Origin of the sequence: Aquisalimonas asiatica (genome assembly GCF_900110585.1) — a bacterium.
GTDB classification, from domain to species: Bacteria; Pseudomonadota; Gammaproteobacteria; order Nitrococcales; family Aquisalimonadaceae; genus Aquisalimonas; species Aquisalimonas asiatica.
In genome coordinates this window covers 266040-282141 of the sequence record NZ_FOEG01000003.1, presented here as the reverse complement: position 1 = coordinate 282141, position 16102 = coordinate 266040, and the positions used below count along the sequence as shown (strand labels likewise).

Here is a 16102-nt window from a genome sequence, read left to right as displayed (position 1 = left end):
AGCGGGCATGAGCGACAACAGTTTTGCGCATGAAGTGGATGTGACGGTCACCGTCAACGGCGAGCGCGTCGCGCGCCGCGTGGACGCACGCCGCCACCTGGTGGATTTCCTGCGCCTGGATGTGGGCCTCACGGGCACGCACACCGGCTGCGAGCACGGTGTATGCGGCGCCTGCACGGTGCAGGTGAATGGCGACGTGGTGCGCGGCTGCCTGATGCTGGCGGCCCAGGCGGATGGTGCGGAGGTGTGGACCATCGAGGGGCTCTCCGACAATGGCTCCCTGGAGGCGCTGCAGAAGGCGTTCGTGGAGCGAAACGCCCTCCAGTGCGGCTTCTGCACGCCGGGCATGCTGATCACCGCGGCGGACCTGCTCGCCCGCGACGGCCAGCCCTCGCGCGAGGAGATCCGCGAGCACATCTCCGGCAACTACTGCCGGTGCACCGGCTACGAAGCGATCGTCGACGCAGTGGAAATGGCCGCAGGCACCCGTGCAGGCGCCACCCAGGCGGGAGGAGGCTCGGAATGACTATTGATCTCAACCAGGTCGATCGACCCAACAGTTATATCGGCAAGACGGTGCCGCGCCCCAATGCCCGCAAGCTGGTGGAGGGGCGGGGGCAGTACGTGGACGACGTCCACCTGCCGCGCACCGTGCACGTGGCCTACCTGCGCAGCCCGTACGCCCACGCCCGCATCAACGGCATCAATGCCGACGCCGCGAAAGCGATCCCGGGTGTGCTGCGCGTGTTCACGGGGCACGATCTGAAAGATGTCTGCACGCCCTGGGTGGCTACGCTGGATCATCTCAAGGGCATGAAGTCCGCGCCGCAGCACGCACTGGCCGTGGAGCGGGCCATGTGGGTGGGTGAGCCGGTGGCGGCGGTGGTGGCCGAGAGCCGCGCCGTGGCCGAGGACGGCGCCGCCGCGCTGGAGGTGGACTTCGAGCCGTTGCCGGTGGTGGCGGACATGGAGACCGCCCTGGATCCGGACACGCCGGTACTGCACGAGGAACTGGGCGACAATCTCACGTTCACCCGCACCCATGAGTCCGGCGACGTGGCCGACGCCTTCGCGTCCGCGGCGCACGTGGTGGAAGAGACCTTCCATACCGGCCGGCACACCGGCGTGTGCCTGGAGCCGCGCTCCATCCTGGCGGATTTCAACCGCTCCGAGAACCAGCTCACCCTCTATGCGGCCACCCAGGCGCCGCACATGATCCAGTCGTCGTTCGCCAAGCACCTGGATCTGCCCGAGGGCAAGGTGCGGGTGATCTGCGGCGACGTGGGCGGCTCCTACGGCATCAAGGTGCACATCTACCCCGATGAAATGGCCACCGCCGCCATCTCCCGCGTCATGGGCCGGCCGGTGAAGTTCATCGCCGACCGGCTGGAGTCGTTCACCTCCGATATCCATGCCCGGGATCACCGGGTGAAGGCGCGCATGGCCGTGGATGACAGCGGCAGGATCACTGCCCTGGAGATCGACGACCTCACCGGTATCGGTCCCTATTCCGTCTACCCGCGCACCAGCGCCATCGAGGGCAACCAGGTAGTGAACCTCTGTGGCGGGCCCTACGACCTGGCCGGCTACAAGGCCACCACCACGGTGGTCATGCAGAACAAGGCGCCCATGTGCCAGTACCGTGCCGTGGGCCACCCCATTGCCTGCGCGGTTACCGAGGGCATGGTGGACCTGGCGGCGGAGGCGCTGGGCATGGATCCGGTGGCGTTGCGCCGACGCAACCTGGTGCCCGACGACGCCTACCCCTACACCGCTGCCAGCGGCATGAGGTTCGAGGGGCTGTCTCACCACGCCAGCCTCGACAAGCTGCTGGACCTCATGGACTACGACGGTCTGCGCCGGGAGCAGGAGGCGCTGCGCGGTAAGGGTGTCTACCGCGGCATCGGCATTGCCAGCTTCATCGAGCTGACCAACCCCAGTCCCTTCATGTACGGCATCGGTGGTGCGCGCATCTCGGCACAGGACGGTGCCACGGTGCGCATGGACCCCGATGGTTCCCTGGTGGTGCTCTCCGGCGTCACCGAGCAGGGCCAGGGCACGGAAGGGATGCTCGCGCAGGTGGTGGCCGAGAGTGTCGGCGTGCCCATGGAGACGGTGAAAGTGATCACCGGCGACACCCAGACCACGCCCTACGGCGGCGGCACCTGGGCGTCCCGGGGCGCGGGCATCGGCGGGGCGGCCGCATTCCGTGCCGGCCGCGCACTGCGCGACAACATCCTGCAGGTGGCGGCGGCCATGTTGCAGTCGACGCCGGAAGCCCTGGACATTATCGACGGCGCGGTCAAAGATCGAGCCACCGGCGAAGAGCGCATGCCGCTCGCCGAGCTCGGCCGCATCGTCTACTTCCGCGGCGACACCCTGCCCAAGGATCTGGACCGGGAGATGGTGGCCACCCGCCACTACATCACCAGCGATTACCCGTTCGCCTTCACCAACGGCATCCAGGCGAGCCTGGTGGAAGTGGATGTGGAGACGGGCTTCGTCAAGCCGCTCAAGCACTGGTGCATCGAGGACTGCGGTCGGGTGATCAACCCCCAGCTGGTGGACGAACAGATCCGCGGCGGCATCGTGCAGGGGCTTGGCGGTGCGCTGTACGAGGAGTGCGTGTACTCCGCGGAGGGTCAGCTCGAGAACGCCAACATGGCCGATTACCTGGTGCCCATGGCATCGGAAATGCCCGACATGGTGATCGGCCACGTGGAGACGCCCACCCAGGAATCGGAGCTGGGCGCAAAGGGGGCAGGGGAAGCCGGTACCGCGGGGGCACCGGCGGCCGTCATGAACGCCATCAACGACGCCATCCGGCCCTTCGGCGGCCGGGTCACCCGCATGCCGTTCACGCCGGAGCGGGTGCTCGCCGCCCTGGGCAAGGTCCCCGATCCGGACGGGCGCTGACGGCGTGCAACGGAAACTATAAAAGGCCGGCATCACGCCGGTGATTAGAGAGACGGAGGAGACACCATGAAACGAATCATCCACTCGCGAAAGACCGCCGGGCTCAGCGCGCTTGCGCTGAGCGCCCTGATGGCGGGAAGCACCGCCGCGGCCACGGAGACCATCCGGGTCGAGATCGGCTCCAGCCACCCCACCCAGAACATCTGGGTCTGGGCCATGCAGAACGTCTTCCAGCCGGAAGTGGATCGCATCCTCGAGGACAACGGCGGCAACTACCGGATCAACTGGCGCGAGTCCTACGGTGGCACGCTGTTCGACTTCGGTGATACGCGCACTTCGTTGCGTGACGGGATCGTTGACGTGGGCATGGTCGGCACGGTCTGGGAGGGCTCCGACATGCCCCTGCAGAACGTCACCTACTACACGCCGTTCGCTACCGAGGATCACGAACTGCTGGTCCAGATCTTTGACGAGCTGAATACCGAAGTGGGTGCGCTTGTGGACAGCTGGGCATCCCAGAACATGGTGCACCTGTCCTCGCTGATCACCGACAGCTACGACATCTACGCCACCAGCCAGGTGGAGAGCCTGGACGACCTGCGCAACATGCGCATCAACGCGCCGGGCTCCTCGGCCAACTGGCTCTCCGGTACCGGCGCCACGCCGGTGGACGGCGCGCTGACCACCTACTACACCAACATCCAGACCGGTGTCACCGAGGGGGCGCTCTCGTTTGCCACCGGCATCGAGCCCACCCAGGTCTACGAAGTGGCCCCGGAGCTCACCCGCGTGGGCATCGGCGCCATGTACTTCGGCAGCGTGGCGGTGAACAAGGACTTCTACGAAGGCCTGCCGGAAGAGGTTCGGGAGGCCTTTCTCGAGGCCGGCAAGGAGACTTCCCTGCGCCACGGCGAGTACGTGACCGAGCAGATGGACGACGCGCTCGAGAAGATGCAGAACCAGGGCCTGAACGTCAGTGAGCTGCCTGAATCCGAGAAGGAGCGCTGGGTGGAGAGCCTGCCCGAGAGCATTGTCGAGGACTGGCTCGACATGGGCGGCGACGATGCCGAAGACCTGCTCAAGGCGTACTTCGACCTGCTGCGCGAGCATGGCGAAGAGCCGCTGCGCGACTGGGACGCCATCGTCCGCTGAAGCCGTCACCGCTGAAAGGTGCGCCGGCGGGGCCGGTGCACCTTTCGGGTTCGTCGATCCGGGGGTGCGCCGTGGGCAGCACTGATGAAGAACTCCGCGAGACCATCAAGGGCGGAGAAGGCATCGAGGCCGGTCTGTTCCGTTACATCCCCATGGTGTTCGGGGCGCTGGGGACGGTCTGGATCGTGTTTCTCATGTTTCTGATTGTCGCCGATGTGGTCGGCCGCAACTTTCTCAACATGCCGATCACCGGGGTGGCCGAGTTTGCCGGCCGTTCGGTGGTGGCCATTGTCTATCTGCAGCTTGCGTGGGCGGTGGTGTCGGGACGCCTGACCCGGGCCGGATTCGTGCTCAACCTGCTGGCCGAGCGTCTGCCCCGGGTGCGCTGCGCGCTGGAGATCCTCTATCTGCTGATCGGCGCCACCCTGTTCGCCCTGCTGATTACCGCCTCGTGGGGTCAGTTCGTGGATGCCTGGGTGAGCGGGCAGTACTTCGGCGTGCGGGGGCAGTTCACCATGCAGACCTGGCCGTTCCGGGGGCTGGTGGTGCTTGGCTCCGCGCTGGCGCTGCTCGCCTGTCTGGCACTGGTTCCGGTGAACGTCCGCCGGCTCATTGAAGGGAGGGCGGACGTCATATGACGGACCTTGGCCTCGGGCTGACACTGATCGCCCTGTTGTTCGTGCTGGTCATCATGGGGCTGCATATCGCCGTCGCCCTGATGAGCGTGGCCTTTGTTGGCGTGTGGCTGGTGCGGGACAACATCGATCTCGCCTTCAACCTCATGTACATCGCCGCGTACAACGGCATCTCCAATTACATATTCGCCACCATTCCCCTGTTCGTATTGATGGGATTGCTGGTGAGTATATCCAACGTGGGGCGGGACACCTTCGATGTGGCCGCCTCGCTCCTGCGCCGCATCAGCGGCGGGCTCGGCATCGCCACGGTGTCCGCCAACACGGTCTTCGCAGCGGTCACCGGTGTCTCCATCGCCTCCGCCGCGGTGTTCACCAAGGTGGCGGTGCCGGAAATGGCGCGGCTGGGCTACAACAAGGCGTTCGCCGCCGGGACGGTGGCGGGCAGCTCGGTGCTGGGCATGATGATCCCGCCCAGCCTGCTGCTGATCGTCTACGGCATTCTCGCCGAAGTCTCCATTGGCCACATGTTCCTGGCCGGGGTGCTGCCGGGGCTGCTGCTGGCGGTGAACTTCGTGATCATGATCCTGCTGCTGGCCCGGTTCGCGCCGAACCTGGTCTACAACATGGCCGAGAAGCTGAAAGCGGCGCACGGGCGGGAAGCGGAGCGCGTGATGGGCCTGGGCGAGATCTGCGTCAAGCTGGTGCCGATCCTGCTGCTGGTGGCGCTGGTGCTGGGCGGGCTCTACTCCGGTTTCTTCACGCCCACGGAGGCGGGGGGTGTCGGCGCGTTCGGGGCGCTGGTCCTGGCGCTGGCCCGGCGCAGCCTGAATGCGTCCCGCGCCTGGCAGGTGCTGTGGGAGACCGGCAGCGTGGCCGTGGGCATTCTCATCCTGCTCATCGCCGCGAGCTTCTACAGCCGCATGCTCGCCATGGTGGGCATGCCGGCCGAGATCGCCATGTTCGTGCAGGACGCGGGCTTCGGCCCCTACGGCTTCCTGCTGATCTACGTGATCATCGTGCTGCTGCTCGGGATGATTCTCGACTCCACGTCGATCCTGTTGATCATGACGCCCATTGCCGTCCCCATTGCCCAGGACTTCGGCTTCCATCTGGTGCACTTCGGCATCATCACCGTCATTGCCGTGGAGATCGGGCTGCTCACGCCACCGTTCGGAATTTCCATCTACACGGTGAAATCGACGTTGAACGATCCGAACGTGTCCGTGGAGTCCATCTTCGTCGGCGTGCTGCCCTTTGTCGCGATCATGCTGGTCACCCTGATCATGGTCGCCACGTTCCCGTTGCTGACGCTGGCATTGATCTGAACCGACTGAGGAGAAACACACTGTGGATATCCGTGGTGAGTACGACATCCCGGCCGACCGCGACACGGTCTGGCAGGCCATCAACGACCCCGACGTGCTGCGTGACTGCATTCCCGGTTGTGATGCGCTGACACCGACGGACGACGGCTCCGGGTTCGATGCCACCGTGACCGCCAAGGTCGGCCCCGTGAAGGCGACGCTGAACGGCACGGTCACGCTCACGGATGTGGAGGAGGCGCAGCGCTACACCATCGTGGGCGAAGGCAAGGGGGCCGCCGGGTTCGCCAAGCTCACCGCACCGGTGACCCTGGAGGATAACGCCGACGGCGGTACGCGGCTGACCTACACGGCCCAGGCCCAGCTGGGCGGGAAGCTTGCGCAGTTGGGCTCGCGGCTGGTTCAGAGCACCGCGCGCAAGTATGCGGATCAGTTCTTCAGCGCGCTGAACGCGCGCCTGTCCAGTGGCGAGGCTGAGGCGGGGGCCGACGATGAGGCCGGTGCGGCCACGCAGGGCGAGGGCGGCGGGAACACCTGGCTGATCTACGGCGGTGTCGGCCTGGCGGTGCTGATCCTGCTACTACTGTTCCTGCGCTGACGGGCGGCGGCCAGTGAACAGCGCGAGCAACTGCCCGGTCATGGCGGCGCCGAGCCGGTCCGCGGCCGGGATGGCGACGGCGTTGCGGTAGTAGGCGGTGACGTCGTGACCGATGCCAATGGCGGCGAGCTCCACCGGGGAGTGCCCCTCGATATGGTCGATGACATGACGAAGATGGGCCTCCAGAAAGCCGGTGGGGTTGGCGCGCCGGGTCAAGCCGTCCCGTGGCAGTCCGTCGGAGATCACCAGAAGGACCCGCCGCGCCTCGCGCCGGCGCAGCAGCCGCTGATGCGCCCACTGCAACGCCTCGCCGTCGATGTTCTCCTTCAGCAGATCATCCTGCAGCAGCAGTCCGAGGTTGCGCCGGCTGCGCCGCCAAGGCGCGTCGGCCTCCTTGAAGATGATGTGGTGCAGATCGTTGAGGCGGCCCGGCGCCGCCGGCTGGCCCGCGCGCTCCCAGGCGGCACCGGATGCGCCGCCGTCCCAGGCGCGCGTGGTGAAGCCCAGCACTTCCACCTTGATGGCGCAGCGTGCCAGCGCCTCGCCCACCGCCATGGCGCACAGCCCGGCCAGCCGGATGGGGCGCCCGCGCATGGACCCCGAGCAGTCCAGCAGCAGGGTCAGCACCGTGTCGGGGAACGGCGTGGTGATCTCGCGCTTGAAGGGGAGGCGTAGCGTGGGGTCCGCGACCACGGAGGCAAGACGGGTGGCGTCCAGCAGGCCCGCGTCCTGGTCGAAGACCCAGCGGCGCCGCTGTTCGCTCATGAGCGCACGCTCCAGCCGGCGCGCAAGCCGCATGATGGTGGTGTGTTCCTCGGCGTCGCCCTGCCTCAGCCGGGTGCTGAGCTGTTCCAGGCGGGCACGCTCCAGTGCATCCCCGGCGCGGGTGATGCGGTCGAACGCGCGCGTATACACCCGGTATGTGCCCGGGCGTTCGGTGGGTGCTTCGCGAACGCCGATGCCGTTCGGGTCCGGTGATCCGGTGTCCTCCGTCTCCGGTGCCGCCAGTGCAGGCCCGTTGCTGGCGGTGGACTCCGCCCGGTCGCCGGACGCGGTCTCCTGGTCCGCGGCATCGGCGGGGTTTGGTGAGCCAGCCGCGGGCATTGCAGTGCCCGTATCGTCGTCCTCGTCCCCCGGTGCGTCGTCCCGGGGTAGCGGGGTCTCCGGGTTGTCGCCCACGGGCATGCCAAGGGCGGCGGGCAGCCGGGCCGCCGTCGCGGCGAAGGCATCCTGCTGGTGCAATAGCCTGTTCAGTGTCGGCACGAGCGGTGTCAGGGCGGCGCTGATACGCGTCCGGCGGCAGCCGACAATGCGGGCCGCCGTAGGCGGCAGGGACCGCCCGGTGAGCTGCTCACGCAACCACAGGCCGGCGGCCAGGGCCAGGGGCGTGTCCACGTCCGCGGCTGCCGTCTCCGGGGCGGCCTCGCGGCAGCGCTGTTCCAGTGCCGCGTCCAGGTTGCGGGTGACGCCCAGCAGCGAACGCCCCGCCAGCGCCGAGAGCCGTGCCTCCTCGGCCCAGTCGTATACCGCGCGCGCCGCCGCGGCCGACGGGGCATGGCGGGCGTGCGCCGCGTGCCCGTGGTGGCGGCGCTTGAGCGCCTCCAGATCGGCGAGGCCGCGGACCGCATCCAGCGCCTCCCGGGGCGCATCGGCGGGCGGGGTGGCGTCGAGCGTGACCTTGAGCCGCGGATCACCGGACAGCGCCCGGGCAACGGCCGTCTGCGCCCTCGCGAAGCGGAGTGACCGGTCAGCCATGACCGGTCCCGGCGGGTTTCAGGTGGATGCCCCCGGTTGCGGGGGTCGGCAACGCGCCCATGCAGCGCTGGTAGTACTCGGCGATGGTTTCCTGTTCCAGCCCGTCGGCCTTGTTGAGAAACGTCACCCGGAATGCGAACGCCGGGTCGCCGAAGATGTCCGTGTTCTCCAGCCAGGTGATGACGGTGCGCGGCGACATGAGCACGGAGATGTCGCCGTTGATGAACCCCGAGCGGGTCAGCGCCGCCGTGGCGACCATGCGCGAGACGGCGTCCCGGCCCTCGGTGGTGCGCCAGTGCGGCAGTTTGCGCAGGGCGATCTCCACCTCCGTGTCATGGTCGATGTAGTTCAGCGTGGCCAGGATGTTCCAGCGGTCCATCTGGCCCTGGTTGATCTGCTGGGTGCCGTGGTAGAGGCCGTTCGGGTCACCCAGACCCACGGTGTTGGCGGTGGCGAACATGCGGAACGCCGGGTGCGGGGTGATGACGCGGTTGGTGTCCAGCAGGGTCAGTTTGCCTTCGGCTTCCAGCACCCGCTGGATCACGAACATCACGTCCGGACGGCCGGCGTCGTACTCATCGAAGACCAGCGCCACCGGCCGTTGCAGTGCCCACGGCAGCAGGCCCTCGCGGAACTCTGTCACCTGGACGCCGTCGCGCAGGACGATGGCGTCGCGGCCGATCAGGTCCATGCGGCTGATGTGGCTGTCGAGGTTGATGCGGATACAGGGCCAGTTCAGGCGGGCGGCCACCTGTTCGATGTGCGTGGATTTCCCCGTGCCGTGAAATCCCTGCACCATCACCCGGCGATTGTGGGAGAATCCGGCCAGAATCGCCAGAGTGGTATCGGAGTCGAAATGATAACTCGCGTCCAGCGCCGGCACGTGGCCCGTGCGACGGCTGAAAGCCGGAACCTCGAGATGCTGATCGATTCCGAACGTGCCGGCCACATCAATGAGCGTATCGGGTTGCATTTCCTGAATCGAATCGGTGTTATTTTCGGTCATCATTCCTTCCCTGATGTACGGGTTTCAGGCGATTTTTGTGCCCCGCCCAGGCCGGTATTGCCGGGCCTTTCGTGTGGCGCGGAAAGGGCGCTTTCATGGAGCGATCAGGGTGGTGCGTGCTATCATCAGAGATCGGCAGGAGCCAGAACAGGAGGACGTTCGCACGGTGTCGCAAGGCGCCAGCGAGAGGGGGCCGGCAGTGTTTTCGACGCGCGCTGCGGCTCGGGCCATGCGCCAGGCCACTTGTTGCTCCGGGGTGTGAACAAATTGCAAAGGGGTGTTTCCTGTGAGTGATGCAGGCTCCGGAACGACGGCCGTGAAAGGCCGTTCGAAAAAGCGGCTCGACCCACAGGATCGTGAGCGGCAGATTGTCGATGAAGCGATCCGCTTTTTTGCGGAAGTCGGCTTTGAGGGTCAGACCCGTGAACTGGCAAAACGCCTGGGGATTACTCAGCCGCTTCTGTATCGTTATTTCCCGAGCAAGGAAAGCCTGATTGAGCGTGTCTACCAGGAGACGTTCTTCCAGCGCTGGCAGCCGCGCTGGGACGATCTTCTCGCTGACCGCTCCCTGTCCCTGGAGGAGCGGTTGATCCGCTTTTATCAGGAGTACACGCGGGCCATTTTCACCTACGAGCAGGTCCGTATCTTCATGCTGGCCGGTCTGGCCGGTGGCGATCTCAACCGTCGCTATCTCGCCATCGTCCGCGAAAAACTGCTGGAGCCCGTGTGCCGCGAGCTGCGTGAGATCAGTGGGCTTCCGGGCACGGACGAGATACCGCTGACGGAAGAGGAGGTGCAGCTGGCCACCAGCATGCACGGGAGCATCTATTACATGGGCATCCGCAAGTGGATCTACCATTTGCCGTTCCCCGACGATCTCGATCTGCATGTCACCCGCGTGGTGCGTGCTTTCCTGCGCGGCACGCCACCCACGCTGCGGGAGCATTTCCGCGACTACCACGCCGTGTCCTGACCGGTCTGCGCCCTTGCGTTTTTCCGGCGGCCCGGTAAGCTCGCATCAAAAATGAGCAATTGATAAATAGTAGCATGGCCGTGCAGGTGATGCAGTCCGGACATCAACGGGCCGCCTGCCGGTCGATTCAACGTCAGGAAGAGGAGAACAACCCATGACGGCATACTGGCTTGCGCTGGTGGATGTGGATGATGAAGCGGCCTACAAGGAGTACGCGCAGCGCGCGCCTGCGGCCATAGAGGCTTACGGCGGGCGGGTGCTTGCCCGGGGAGGGCGGCGCGTGGGCCTGGAAGGGGCGGAGCCGCCGGGCCGCGTGGTGATCATCGAATTCGACAGCGTCGAACAGGCCGAAGCCTGCTTCAATTCACCGGAGTATCAGGCCGCGCGGGCGCTTCGCAGCGATGCTGCCGATGCGCGGTTCATGATCGTGGAAGGGCTGCAGTAACGCGGCCCGGGCGCTCAGGGGGCTGGGTGATCGTCCAGCCCCTGGAGTGCGGCAGGCGTGTCGATATCCATGAGGATGCCGGCACTGTCCACGGGAACTTCCGCCACTACCTCAGCGTTGTCCCGGATCAGTGCCCGGGCGCCGCGGTCGCCCTCCAGGGCAGCGATTTCCGGGAAGAACTGACGCCCGAGCAGCACCGGGTTGCCGCGCTTGCCCTGGTGGGTGGGAATGCACACCGCCCGGCCTTCCTGCGGTGAGAATGCCGCAATCAGGCGATCCAGGTCGGCCGGGGTGACACGCGGCATGTCGCCCAGGCAGACCAGCATGGCATCCACGGACTCCGGCAGGGCACGGACCGCCGCCCGCAGCGAACTCGCCAGCCCCTCCTCGTGCTCGGGGTTGTGGACCACCACCACATCGCGGCCGGTCAGTGCGCCGGCGACGCGATCACCCTCGTGGCCGGTGATTACGTAGACCGGACGGGCCCCGGAGGCGAGGGCGGTGTCGACGCCGTGCTGGATCAGCGCCTTGTCCTGCCAGGTGGCAAGCAGCTTGTTGGTGTCACCCATGCGCCGGGAGTGACCGGCGGCAAGGACCACCGCCGCCACCCCGGGTTTGCGTTGCGCCGTCGCGGCGGGTTCGCGCAGTTGCGGCCGTTCACTGGTCTCCTGCAGTAGCCCGCCGATGCCCATGCCGGCAATGACGCTGGCGTTCAGTGGCAGGTCCGTGGCGAGGCGGCGCAGGACCCAGTCGAGCCCGTTGATCTTCGGTGACCGTGCGCATCCCGGCAGGCCCACCACCGGTAGCGTGCCGATTCCTCCAAGCAGCAGCAGGTTGCCAGGATCCACGGGCATGCCGAAGCGCTCGATGCTGCCGCCGGCAGCCGTCAGGGCGGCCGGAATGACATCGCGGCGATCGGTGATGGCGGATGCGGCCAGAACGAGAATACCGTCCAGCGGCGTGCTGGCCATGGCCTGCAGTGCCTCGGCAATGGCATTCTCGTTGTGGTCGCACTGCTGCACCGTTGCCAGCTCACAACCAAGGCCGGCCAGGCGCTGGCGGATGCCCCGTTCGCCTTTCTCCAGCAGGGAGTCCTTCAGTACCGGCAGGCGGGTCATCAGCAGGCCGAAACGGCGCCGGTGGTAGCGGGCGACCCGGACCGCGGGCTTGTCCAGGTGCTCCAGGGCGTGCGCCAGCAGGGCGGCAGGCACCGCGAAAGGGATCACCTTGATGGTGGCCAGCATCTGCCCCGCACGGACCTGTTCGAACGGCTGCACGGTGGCCACGGTCAGGGCTTCGTCGAGGTGGTTGAAGGCGGTCAGACGCTCGAAGTGCAGGGCCGCCACGCCGTCCTCCGCGGCGTACAGGTTGCAGCGGCCGGTGAACGCCCGCCCCACCTCCACGCCGTCGCCTGCCATCGCCCGCGCCAGGGCATCGGCGACCCTGTCTTCGTGGGTGTCGTCCGGCTCCAGGTGAGCAACAGTCACCGTATCGACGCCCGCCGCCCGCAGTGCGGCGATGTCGTCTGCGGAGAGCTGCCGGCCCTTGCTCCAGCGCTTGCCGCCCACCTTGATGGTGTGCACCAGCAATCCGCCCTGGGCCTCCGTCAGGAGGCATTCGCCGAATTTCATCGGGCACCCCCCCGGCGCAGAACCTGGGTCACTTCGGCGATGATGCTCAGGGCGATCTCCGCGGGCGAACGCCCGCCGATGTCGAGCCCGATGGGCGCGTGGATGCGATCCAGCACGGCCGGATCCATGCCGGCAGACTGCAGCCGGTCCCGGCGGCCGGCGTGGGTCTTGCGGCTGCCCAGGGCTCCCACGTAGAAGGCGTTGCTCTCCAGCGCCGCGCGAATGGCCGGGTCGTCGATCTTGGGGTCGTGGGTGAGGGCGACAACGGCGGTGCGGTGGTCCGGGGCGAGGGCGGCCATGGCGGCGTCCGGCCACTGGTGGTCGAGTGCCGTGCCCGGAAAACGCTCCGGCGAGGCGAACGCCGCGCGCGGATCGATCACGGTGACGTCGTAACCCGCCTGCCGGGCCATGGTGCTCAGGTGTTGGGCGATGTGCACGCCGCCGATGATCAGCATGCGCAGCGGCGGGTTGAACACCTGCAGGAACCACGTCTCGCCATCGGCTTCCACGGGGCAGCTGCGGTCGGTCAGCACCGCGTCCCGCGCCGCAGGGCCAAGGCCGTCAGGCTGCTCCGGATCGATGATGCATTCGTGACCGTCCGTGAGACGGGTGGCGAGCACGGCCGGGCGTTTGGCGGCGCGAATCTGCTGTAGCGTCTCGATGGTGGACTGTTTCATGTCACGCGGTTCCCGCCGAGAGGGGCTCTACCAGGATGCGGATGGTGCCGCCGCAGGCGAGCCCGACGCTCCAGGCCTCTTCGTTGGTCACACCGAATTCGAGCACCTTGGGGGCGTCGCCCAGCATGACGCCCTGAGCCTCCTGGACCACGGCGGATTCCACGCAACCGCCGCTGACCGAGCCGATCATGTGCATGCGGTCGTCCACGGCGAGAATGCTGCCCACCGGCCGGGGAGATGAGCCCCAGGTCTGGATGACACGGGCGATGGCGACATTGCGACCGGAAGCCAGCCACTGGCTCGCAGTGCCGAGAATGGTCAGATCGTCATCGTCCGCCAGCAGTACAGCCTGGGTGGATGTGTCTGTCGCCATGGGCCCCTCGATACCCGGTTGTTGTTATTGGTCAATTGATTAATAACGTAGTCACGCCATTGGGTCAAGGTACCATTCCAGCGGCCGGCGTCGCCGGGTGCGCTTCCTGTGCACGGCCCCTGAGTCTCCCGCAATGCGCATCGAGTATGCGATCATGGCGGGAATTCACGCGGGTGTGCGTGCCCCTGCGCGGCGCAGAGGGGGCCGCGCGCCGCCCGGACGGCGAGCCACTGATGCCCCCGATGCCCCCGATGCTGACCGGCCTGCTACTGGTCGTTTTTCTCGTGCACCTTGTCGCCTTTGCCCTGCTTGGCCTCAAGCGAAGACAGGCGTATTACCTTGCACTGGTGATCACGTTCTCGTTGTTGAGTGCGTCCATGGCGCTGCGGCTCACGGCACCGGAGGCGATCCTGGCGAACGGGGTGGCGTGGCACGAGGCGTTGCGCATGTTGGCGTGGCCGGCGGCGGCTGTCTCCGTGGGGTGGACGCTGCTGCGGCTGCGTATCCGCATCGCCGCCCGGCGCGGCTGATTCTACGAGCGGTTTCCCGCCCGCGTGCCTACCGTAAGCCGGTCCCCGGCGACTGCGGCATACACCCTGGTGCCGTTGGTGGACGGCGCTAACCATGCTCCGATTACGATGCGACCACCTGGTTCCGTCCCCGGGATTTGGCCTGGTAGAGCCGCCGGTCGGCGGTCAGCAGCAGGTCCGGGATGGCTCTGCCGTCGTCCGGGTACACCGCGATGCCGATGCTGACGGTGACCTGGGCGCCTGCCTCCGTCTGAGCAAGGCTGGTGGACTCCAGCGCCTCGCGGATTTCCTCGGCGATGCGCACGGCGCCGTCCCGGTCGGTTCCGCTCACCAGCACCTGAAACTCCTCTCCGCCCCAGCGGCAGGGCATGTCGCTGGCGCGCAGGCGCGCGCGAAGCAGCTCGGCGAACGCCACCAGCGCACGGTCCCCCGCTTCATGCCCCTGCTGATCGTTGAGTGCCTTGAAATGGTCCAGGTCCATTGACAGCAGGGCGAAGCGCGTCCCGTCGCGGGCGGCTTGCGCGTGGGTGCGGGCGAGTACCGGCTGCAGTGCCGCGCGGTTCGGCAGACCCGTCAGCGAATCGGTGGTGGCCAGGGCCTGGAGCTGCTGCTCGGTCTTCTCCCGCGCGTGTTCGTAAGCGAAGGACAGTGCCATCAGGACCAGCGCACACAGCACCACGTTGGCGATGGCGAGTGCCGTCATCAACTGGGGCTGATCGTGCACGCGGTAGAAGTAGATGGCTGCCGACAGGGCAAGGAACACCACCGCGATGATCAGGCCACGCTTGCGCCCCAGCAGCAGGTGCGAAATCAGCGGTATCAGAAAGACCCAGACGAAAACGGTTGCCGACGCCGCGGGTGTGGCGATTGCCAACATCATGGTGCTGAAGAACAGTACCAGATAGATCAGCAGCCAGCGTTCGGGAGCCGGGCTGCGGGTGATCCAGAAGAACAACCACAGCGAGAAGAGGCCGATCGCGAGCTCCACCGCCGCGAGTGGGTAGACCCCGCGGGCGATGTTCATTCCCCCGAAGAACAGGCAACCACCGATCGTGAACACGAGCAGCGTGCGCAGGACCAGGAGCCGCTGAGGGTCAAGCGTCGATTTTTGATTAAACATGATGTGCCCGAACCGGTGCTTCCATGTCAAAGGTCCTGTGGCGTGCTCCTCTCACCGCCGTTGAATCGTTGAAGAAAGTGGACCGTGTCTGCATGGGTGAATGATCGTTATCTCCACGCAGAGCACAACGCGAAGACCTTACCACAGTCGTCGGCTCGTCAAGCCCTGTAACCCGCGTCAGCAGAGGTTCTCACCGGGAAAGTTCCGGAAAGTTGACTATTCTTTAACGCGTGACGCCCGAATCCGCACCGGTGACGTGGGCACGAACAGATCCCAAAGAGGACCGTATACCAATGGAAAGCGCTCTGCTCAGAGACCCTGAAAGCATTCGTGAATTCTTCTTCAACTTTGGGAAACTTTGCAAAAATCCCATTGATATCAACTATTTTCTCTGTGCCGACACGGTCAGGGCATTCTACAAGAACGGCCGTATGGTGGGCGGTTACATCATCAACGCGCGGGGTCCTCTGCGCTACTACCAGATGATGCCCGAGTCGGTGCGCACCCGCCCTGACGTCCAGCGCTACCTGGCCCGGGGCAACGCCTCGGAGATCACCTGCTTCTGGCTGATTCGCCATGCGCTCACCGCGCACGAGCGCAACCGGATCTACCTGTTCTCGGCCGTGGACGCGCTGCGGTCGGGAAAGCGATGGATCTTCGGCGGGTCGGTCAGCCCCAAGGCGGCCCGGACCCAGAAGCGCGTCATGCCCCATGTGATCTACCGCGGACCCTGGGATTTCGAGGGCAGCCCGGCCCAGGCGCAGATCTACTGCTCGAACTGGTGGGAACTGTTGGGGCTGATCACCGTCGCGTATTCCTGGACAACGGTCACCGATGCGATGCGCGGCTGCGGGCAGGCGCTGCGTCGTGGTCGGCGGCGTTATGCGGGTGCTCTGAGGGAGGCGATTGCAGTTCGTCTGTCCGTGCGTCGCACGCCCTCGTGGCACGTCTACACTCAGGAGTGAG

At 66.5% G+C, this 16102-nt stretch carries 16 protein-coding genes; 10 read left to right on the top strand and 6 right to left on the bottom strand.

Translation table 11 applies throughout. The features are described 5' to 3' along the window. The first annotated feature begins 7 nt into the window (after positions 1-7). The 6 genes from BMZ02_RS09135 to BMZ02_RS09110 all read left to right on the top strand — a co-directional run bounded on the left by BMZ02_RS09135 (position 8) and on the right by BMZ02_RS09110 (position 6626). Positions 8-526, top strand: coding sequence for a (2Fe-2S)-binding protein (locus BMZ02_RS09135; protein WP_091642545.1), 519 nt, complete (start codon positions 8-10; stop codon positions 524-526). Continuing rightward, positions 523-2916, top strand: coding sequence for a xanthine dehydrogenase family protein molybdopterin-binding subunit (locus tag BMZ02_RS09130; RefSeq protein WP_091642543.1), 2394 nt, complete (start codon positions 523-525; stop codon positions 2914-2916). Before BMZ02_RS09135 ends, BMZ02_RS09130 begins: the two co-directional genes overlap by 4 nt. Positions 2917-2982: 66 nt before the next feature. After that, a complete protein-coding gene (locus BMZ02_RS09125; RefSeq protein WP_091642540.1) occupies positions 2983-4068 on the top strand; it encodes a C4-dicarboxylate TRAP transporter substrate-binding protein in 1086 nt (361 codons plus the stop codon). A gap of 71 nt (positions 4069-4139) precedes the next feature. Beyond that, complete coding sequence (locus BMZ02_RS09120; protein ID WP_091642538.1) at positions 4140-4706, top strand: TRAP transporter small permease subunit; 567 nt, start codon at positions 4140-4142, stop codon at positions 4704-4706. Beyond that, positions 4703-6031 carry a TRAP transporter large permease gene (locus BMZ02_RS09115; RefSeq protein WP_091642535.1) on the top strand — a complete coding sequence of 443 codons (1329 nt, stop codon included), beginning with the start codon at positions 4703-4705 and terminating at the stop codon, positions 6029-6031. Before BMZ02_RS09120 ends, BMZ02_RS09115 begins: the two co-directional genes overlap by 4 nt. A gap of 22 nt (positions 6032-6053) precedes the next feature. Continuing rightward, on the top strand, positions 6054-6626 hold the full coding sequence (locus tag BMZ02_RS09110; RefSeq protein ID WP_091642532.1) for an SRPBCC family protein: 573 nt from the start codon (positions 6054-6056) through the stop codon (positions 6624-6626). Here the strand turns inward: BMZ02_RS09110 and BMZ02_RS09105 are convergent. Next, on the bottom strand, positions 6609-8381 hold the full coding sequence (locus BMZ02_RS09105) for a cobaltochelatase CobT-related protein (protein ID WP_091642529.1): 1773 nt from the start codon (positions 8379-8381) through the stop codon (positions 6609-6611). The two genes, BMZ02_RS09110 and BMZ02_RS09105, sit on opposite strands and share 18 nt — an antisense overlap. After that, the gene (locus BMZ02_RS09100; protein ID WP_171909872.1) at positions 8374-9387 is read right to left on the bottom strand and encodes an AAA family ATPase; all 1014 of its coding nucleotides are present in this window, start codon (positions 9385-9387) and stop codon (positions 8374-8376) included. Before BMZ02_RS09100 ends, BMZ02_RS09105 begins: the two co-directional genes overlap by 8 nt. 316 nt (positions 9388-9703) lie before the next feature. On the opposite strand from BMZ02_RS09100, the gene BMZ02_RS09095 reads away from it, so the two are divergent. Beyond that, on the top strand, positions 9704-10360 hold the full coding sequence (locus BMZ02_RS09095; RefSeq protein ID WP_091642525.1) for a TetR/AcrR family transcriptional regulator: 657 nt from the start codon (positions 9704-9706) through the stop codon (positions 10358-10360). 154 nt (positions 10361-10514) lie between these two features. Continuing rightward, complete coding sequence (locus BMZ02_RS09090; RefSeq protein WP_091642523.1) at positions 10515-10805, top strand: DUF1330 domain-containing protein; 291 nt, start codon at positions 10515-10517, stop codon at positions 10803-10805. A 14-nt stretch (positions 10806-10819) separates the two neighbouring features. On the opposite strand, the gene BMZ02_RS09085 is transcribed toward BMZ02_RS09090, so the two are convergent. From BMZ02_RS09085 to BMZ02_RS09075, 3 genes are read right to left on the bottom strand one after another with little or no spacing between them, the layout of a single operon-like run. After that, positions 10820-12436 carry an NTP transferase domain-containing protein gene (locus tag BMZ02_RS09085; RefSeq protein ID WP_091642520.1) on the bottom strand — a complete coding sequence of 539 codons (1617 nt, stop codon included), beginning with the start codon at positions 12434-12436 and terminating at the stop codon, positions 10820-10822. Beyond that, positions 12433-13113: an XdhC family protein gene (locus tag BMZ02_RS09080; RefSeq protein ID WP_091642518.1), complete on the bottom strand. Its 681-nt coding sequence runs from the start codon at positions 13111-13113 to the stop codon at positions 12433-12435. Before BMZ02_RS09080 ends, BMZ02_RS09085 begins: the two co-directional genes overlap by 4 nt. Position 13114: 1 nt before the next feature. After that, entirely contained in the window at positions 13115-13486 is a 372-nt protein-coding gene (locus tag BMZ02_RS09075; protein ID WP_091642515.1) for an XdhC family protein, read from the bottom strand. Positions 13487-13632: 146 nt separating this feature from the next. Between BMZ02_RS09075 and BMZ02_RS09070 the strand changes: the two genes are divergently transcribed. Next, positions 13633-14016 carry a hypothetical protein gene (locus tag BMZ02_RS09070; protein WP_139209180.1) on the top strand — a complete coding sequence of 128 codons (384 nt, stop codon included), beginning with the start codon at positions 13633-13635 and terminating at the stop codon, positions 14014-14016. Between the two features lie 103 nt (positions 14017-14119). Here the strand turns inward: BMZ02_RS09070 and BMZ02_RS09065 are convergent, their stop codons facing one another. After that, complete coding sequence (locus BMZ02_RS09065) at positions 14120-15136, bottom strand: GGDEF domain-containing protein (RefSeq protein ID WP_139209179.1); 1017 nt, start codon at positions 15134-15136, stop codon at positions 14120-14122. A gap of 293 nt (positions 15137-15429) precedes the next feature. On the opposite strand from BMZ02_RS09065, the gene BMZ02_RS09060 reads away from it, so the two are divergent. Beyond that, a complete protein-coding gene (locus tag BMZ02_RS09060; protein ID WP_091642507.1) occupies positions 15430-16101 on the top strand; it encodes a hypothetical protein in 672 nt (223 codons plus the stop codon). Position 16102: the final 1 nt, after the last annotated feature.

What these genes read in the sequence shown, in the direction of transcription:
- BMZ02_RS09135 (WP_091642545.1), top strand. Translation starts at nt 8, where the DNA reads ATGAGCGACAACAGTTTTGCGCATGAAGTGGATGTGACGGTCACCGTC.
- BMZ02_RS09130 (WP_091642543.1), top strand. Translation starts at nt 523, where the DNA reads ATGACTATTGATCTCAACCAGGTCGATCGACCCAACAGTTATATCGGC.
- BMZ02_RS09125 (WP_091642540.1), top strand. Translation starts at nt 2,983, where the DNA reads ATGAAACGAATCATCCACTCGCGAAAGACCGCCGGGCTCAGCGCGCTT.
- BMZ02_RS09115 (WP_091642535.1), top strand. Translation starts at nt 4,703, where the DNA reads ATGACGGACCTTGGCCTCGGGCTGACACTGATCGCCCTGTTGTTCGTG.
- BMZ02_RS09105 (WP_091642529.1), bottom strand. Translation starts at nt 8,381, where the DNA reads ATGGCTGACCGGTCACTCCGCTTCGCGAGGGCGCAGACGGCCGTTGCC.
- BMZ02_RS09100 (WP_171909872.1), bottom strand. Translation starts at nt 9,387, where the DNA reads ATGACCGAAAATAACACCGATTCGATTCAGGAAATGCAACCCGATACG.
- BMZ02_RS09090 (WP_091642523.1), top strand. Translation starts at nt 10,515, where the DNA reads ATGACGGCATACTGGCTTGCGCTGGTGGATGTGGATGATGAAGCGGCC.
- BMZ02_RS09085 (WP_091642520.1), bottom strand. Translation starts at nt 12,436, where the DNA reads ATGAAATTCGGCGAATGCCTCCTGACGGAGGCCCAGGGCGGATTGCTG.
- BMZ02_RS09080 (WP_091642518.1), bottom strand. Translation starts at nt 13,113, where the DNA reads ATGAAACAGTCCACCATCGAGACGCTACAGCAGATTCGCGCCGCCAAA.
- BMZ02_RS09075 (WP_091642515.1), bottom strand. Translation starts at nt 13,486, where the DNA reads ATGGCGACAGACACATCCACCCAGGCTGTACTGCTGGCGGACGATGAC.
- BMZ02_RS09070 (WP_139209180.1), top strand. Translation starts at nt 13,633, where the DNA reads ATGCGATCATGGCGGGAATTCACGCGGGTGTGCGTGCCCCTGCGCGGC.
- BMZ02_RS09065 (WP_139209179.1), bottom strand. Translation starts at nt 15,136, where the DNA reads ATGTTTAATCAAAAATCGACGCTTGACCCTCAGCGGCTCCTGGTCCTG.
- BMZ02_RS09060 (WP_091642507.1), top strand. Translation starts at nt 15,430, where the DNA reads ATGGAAAGCGCTCTGCTCAGAGACCCTGAAAGCATTCGTGAATTCTTC.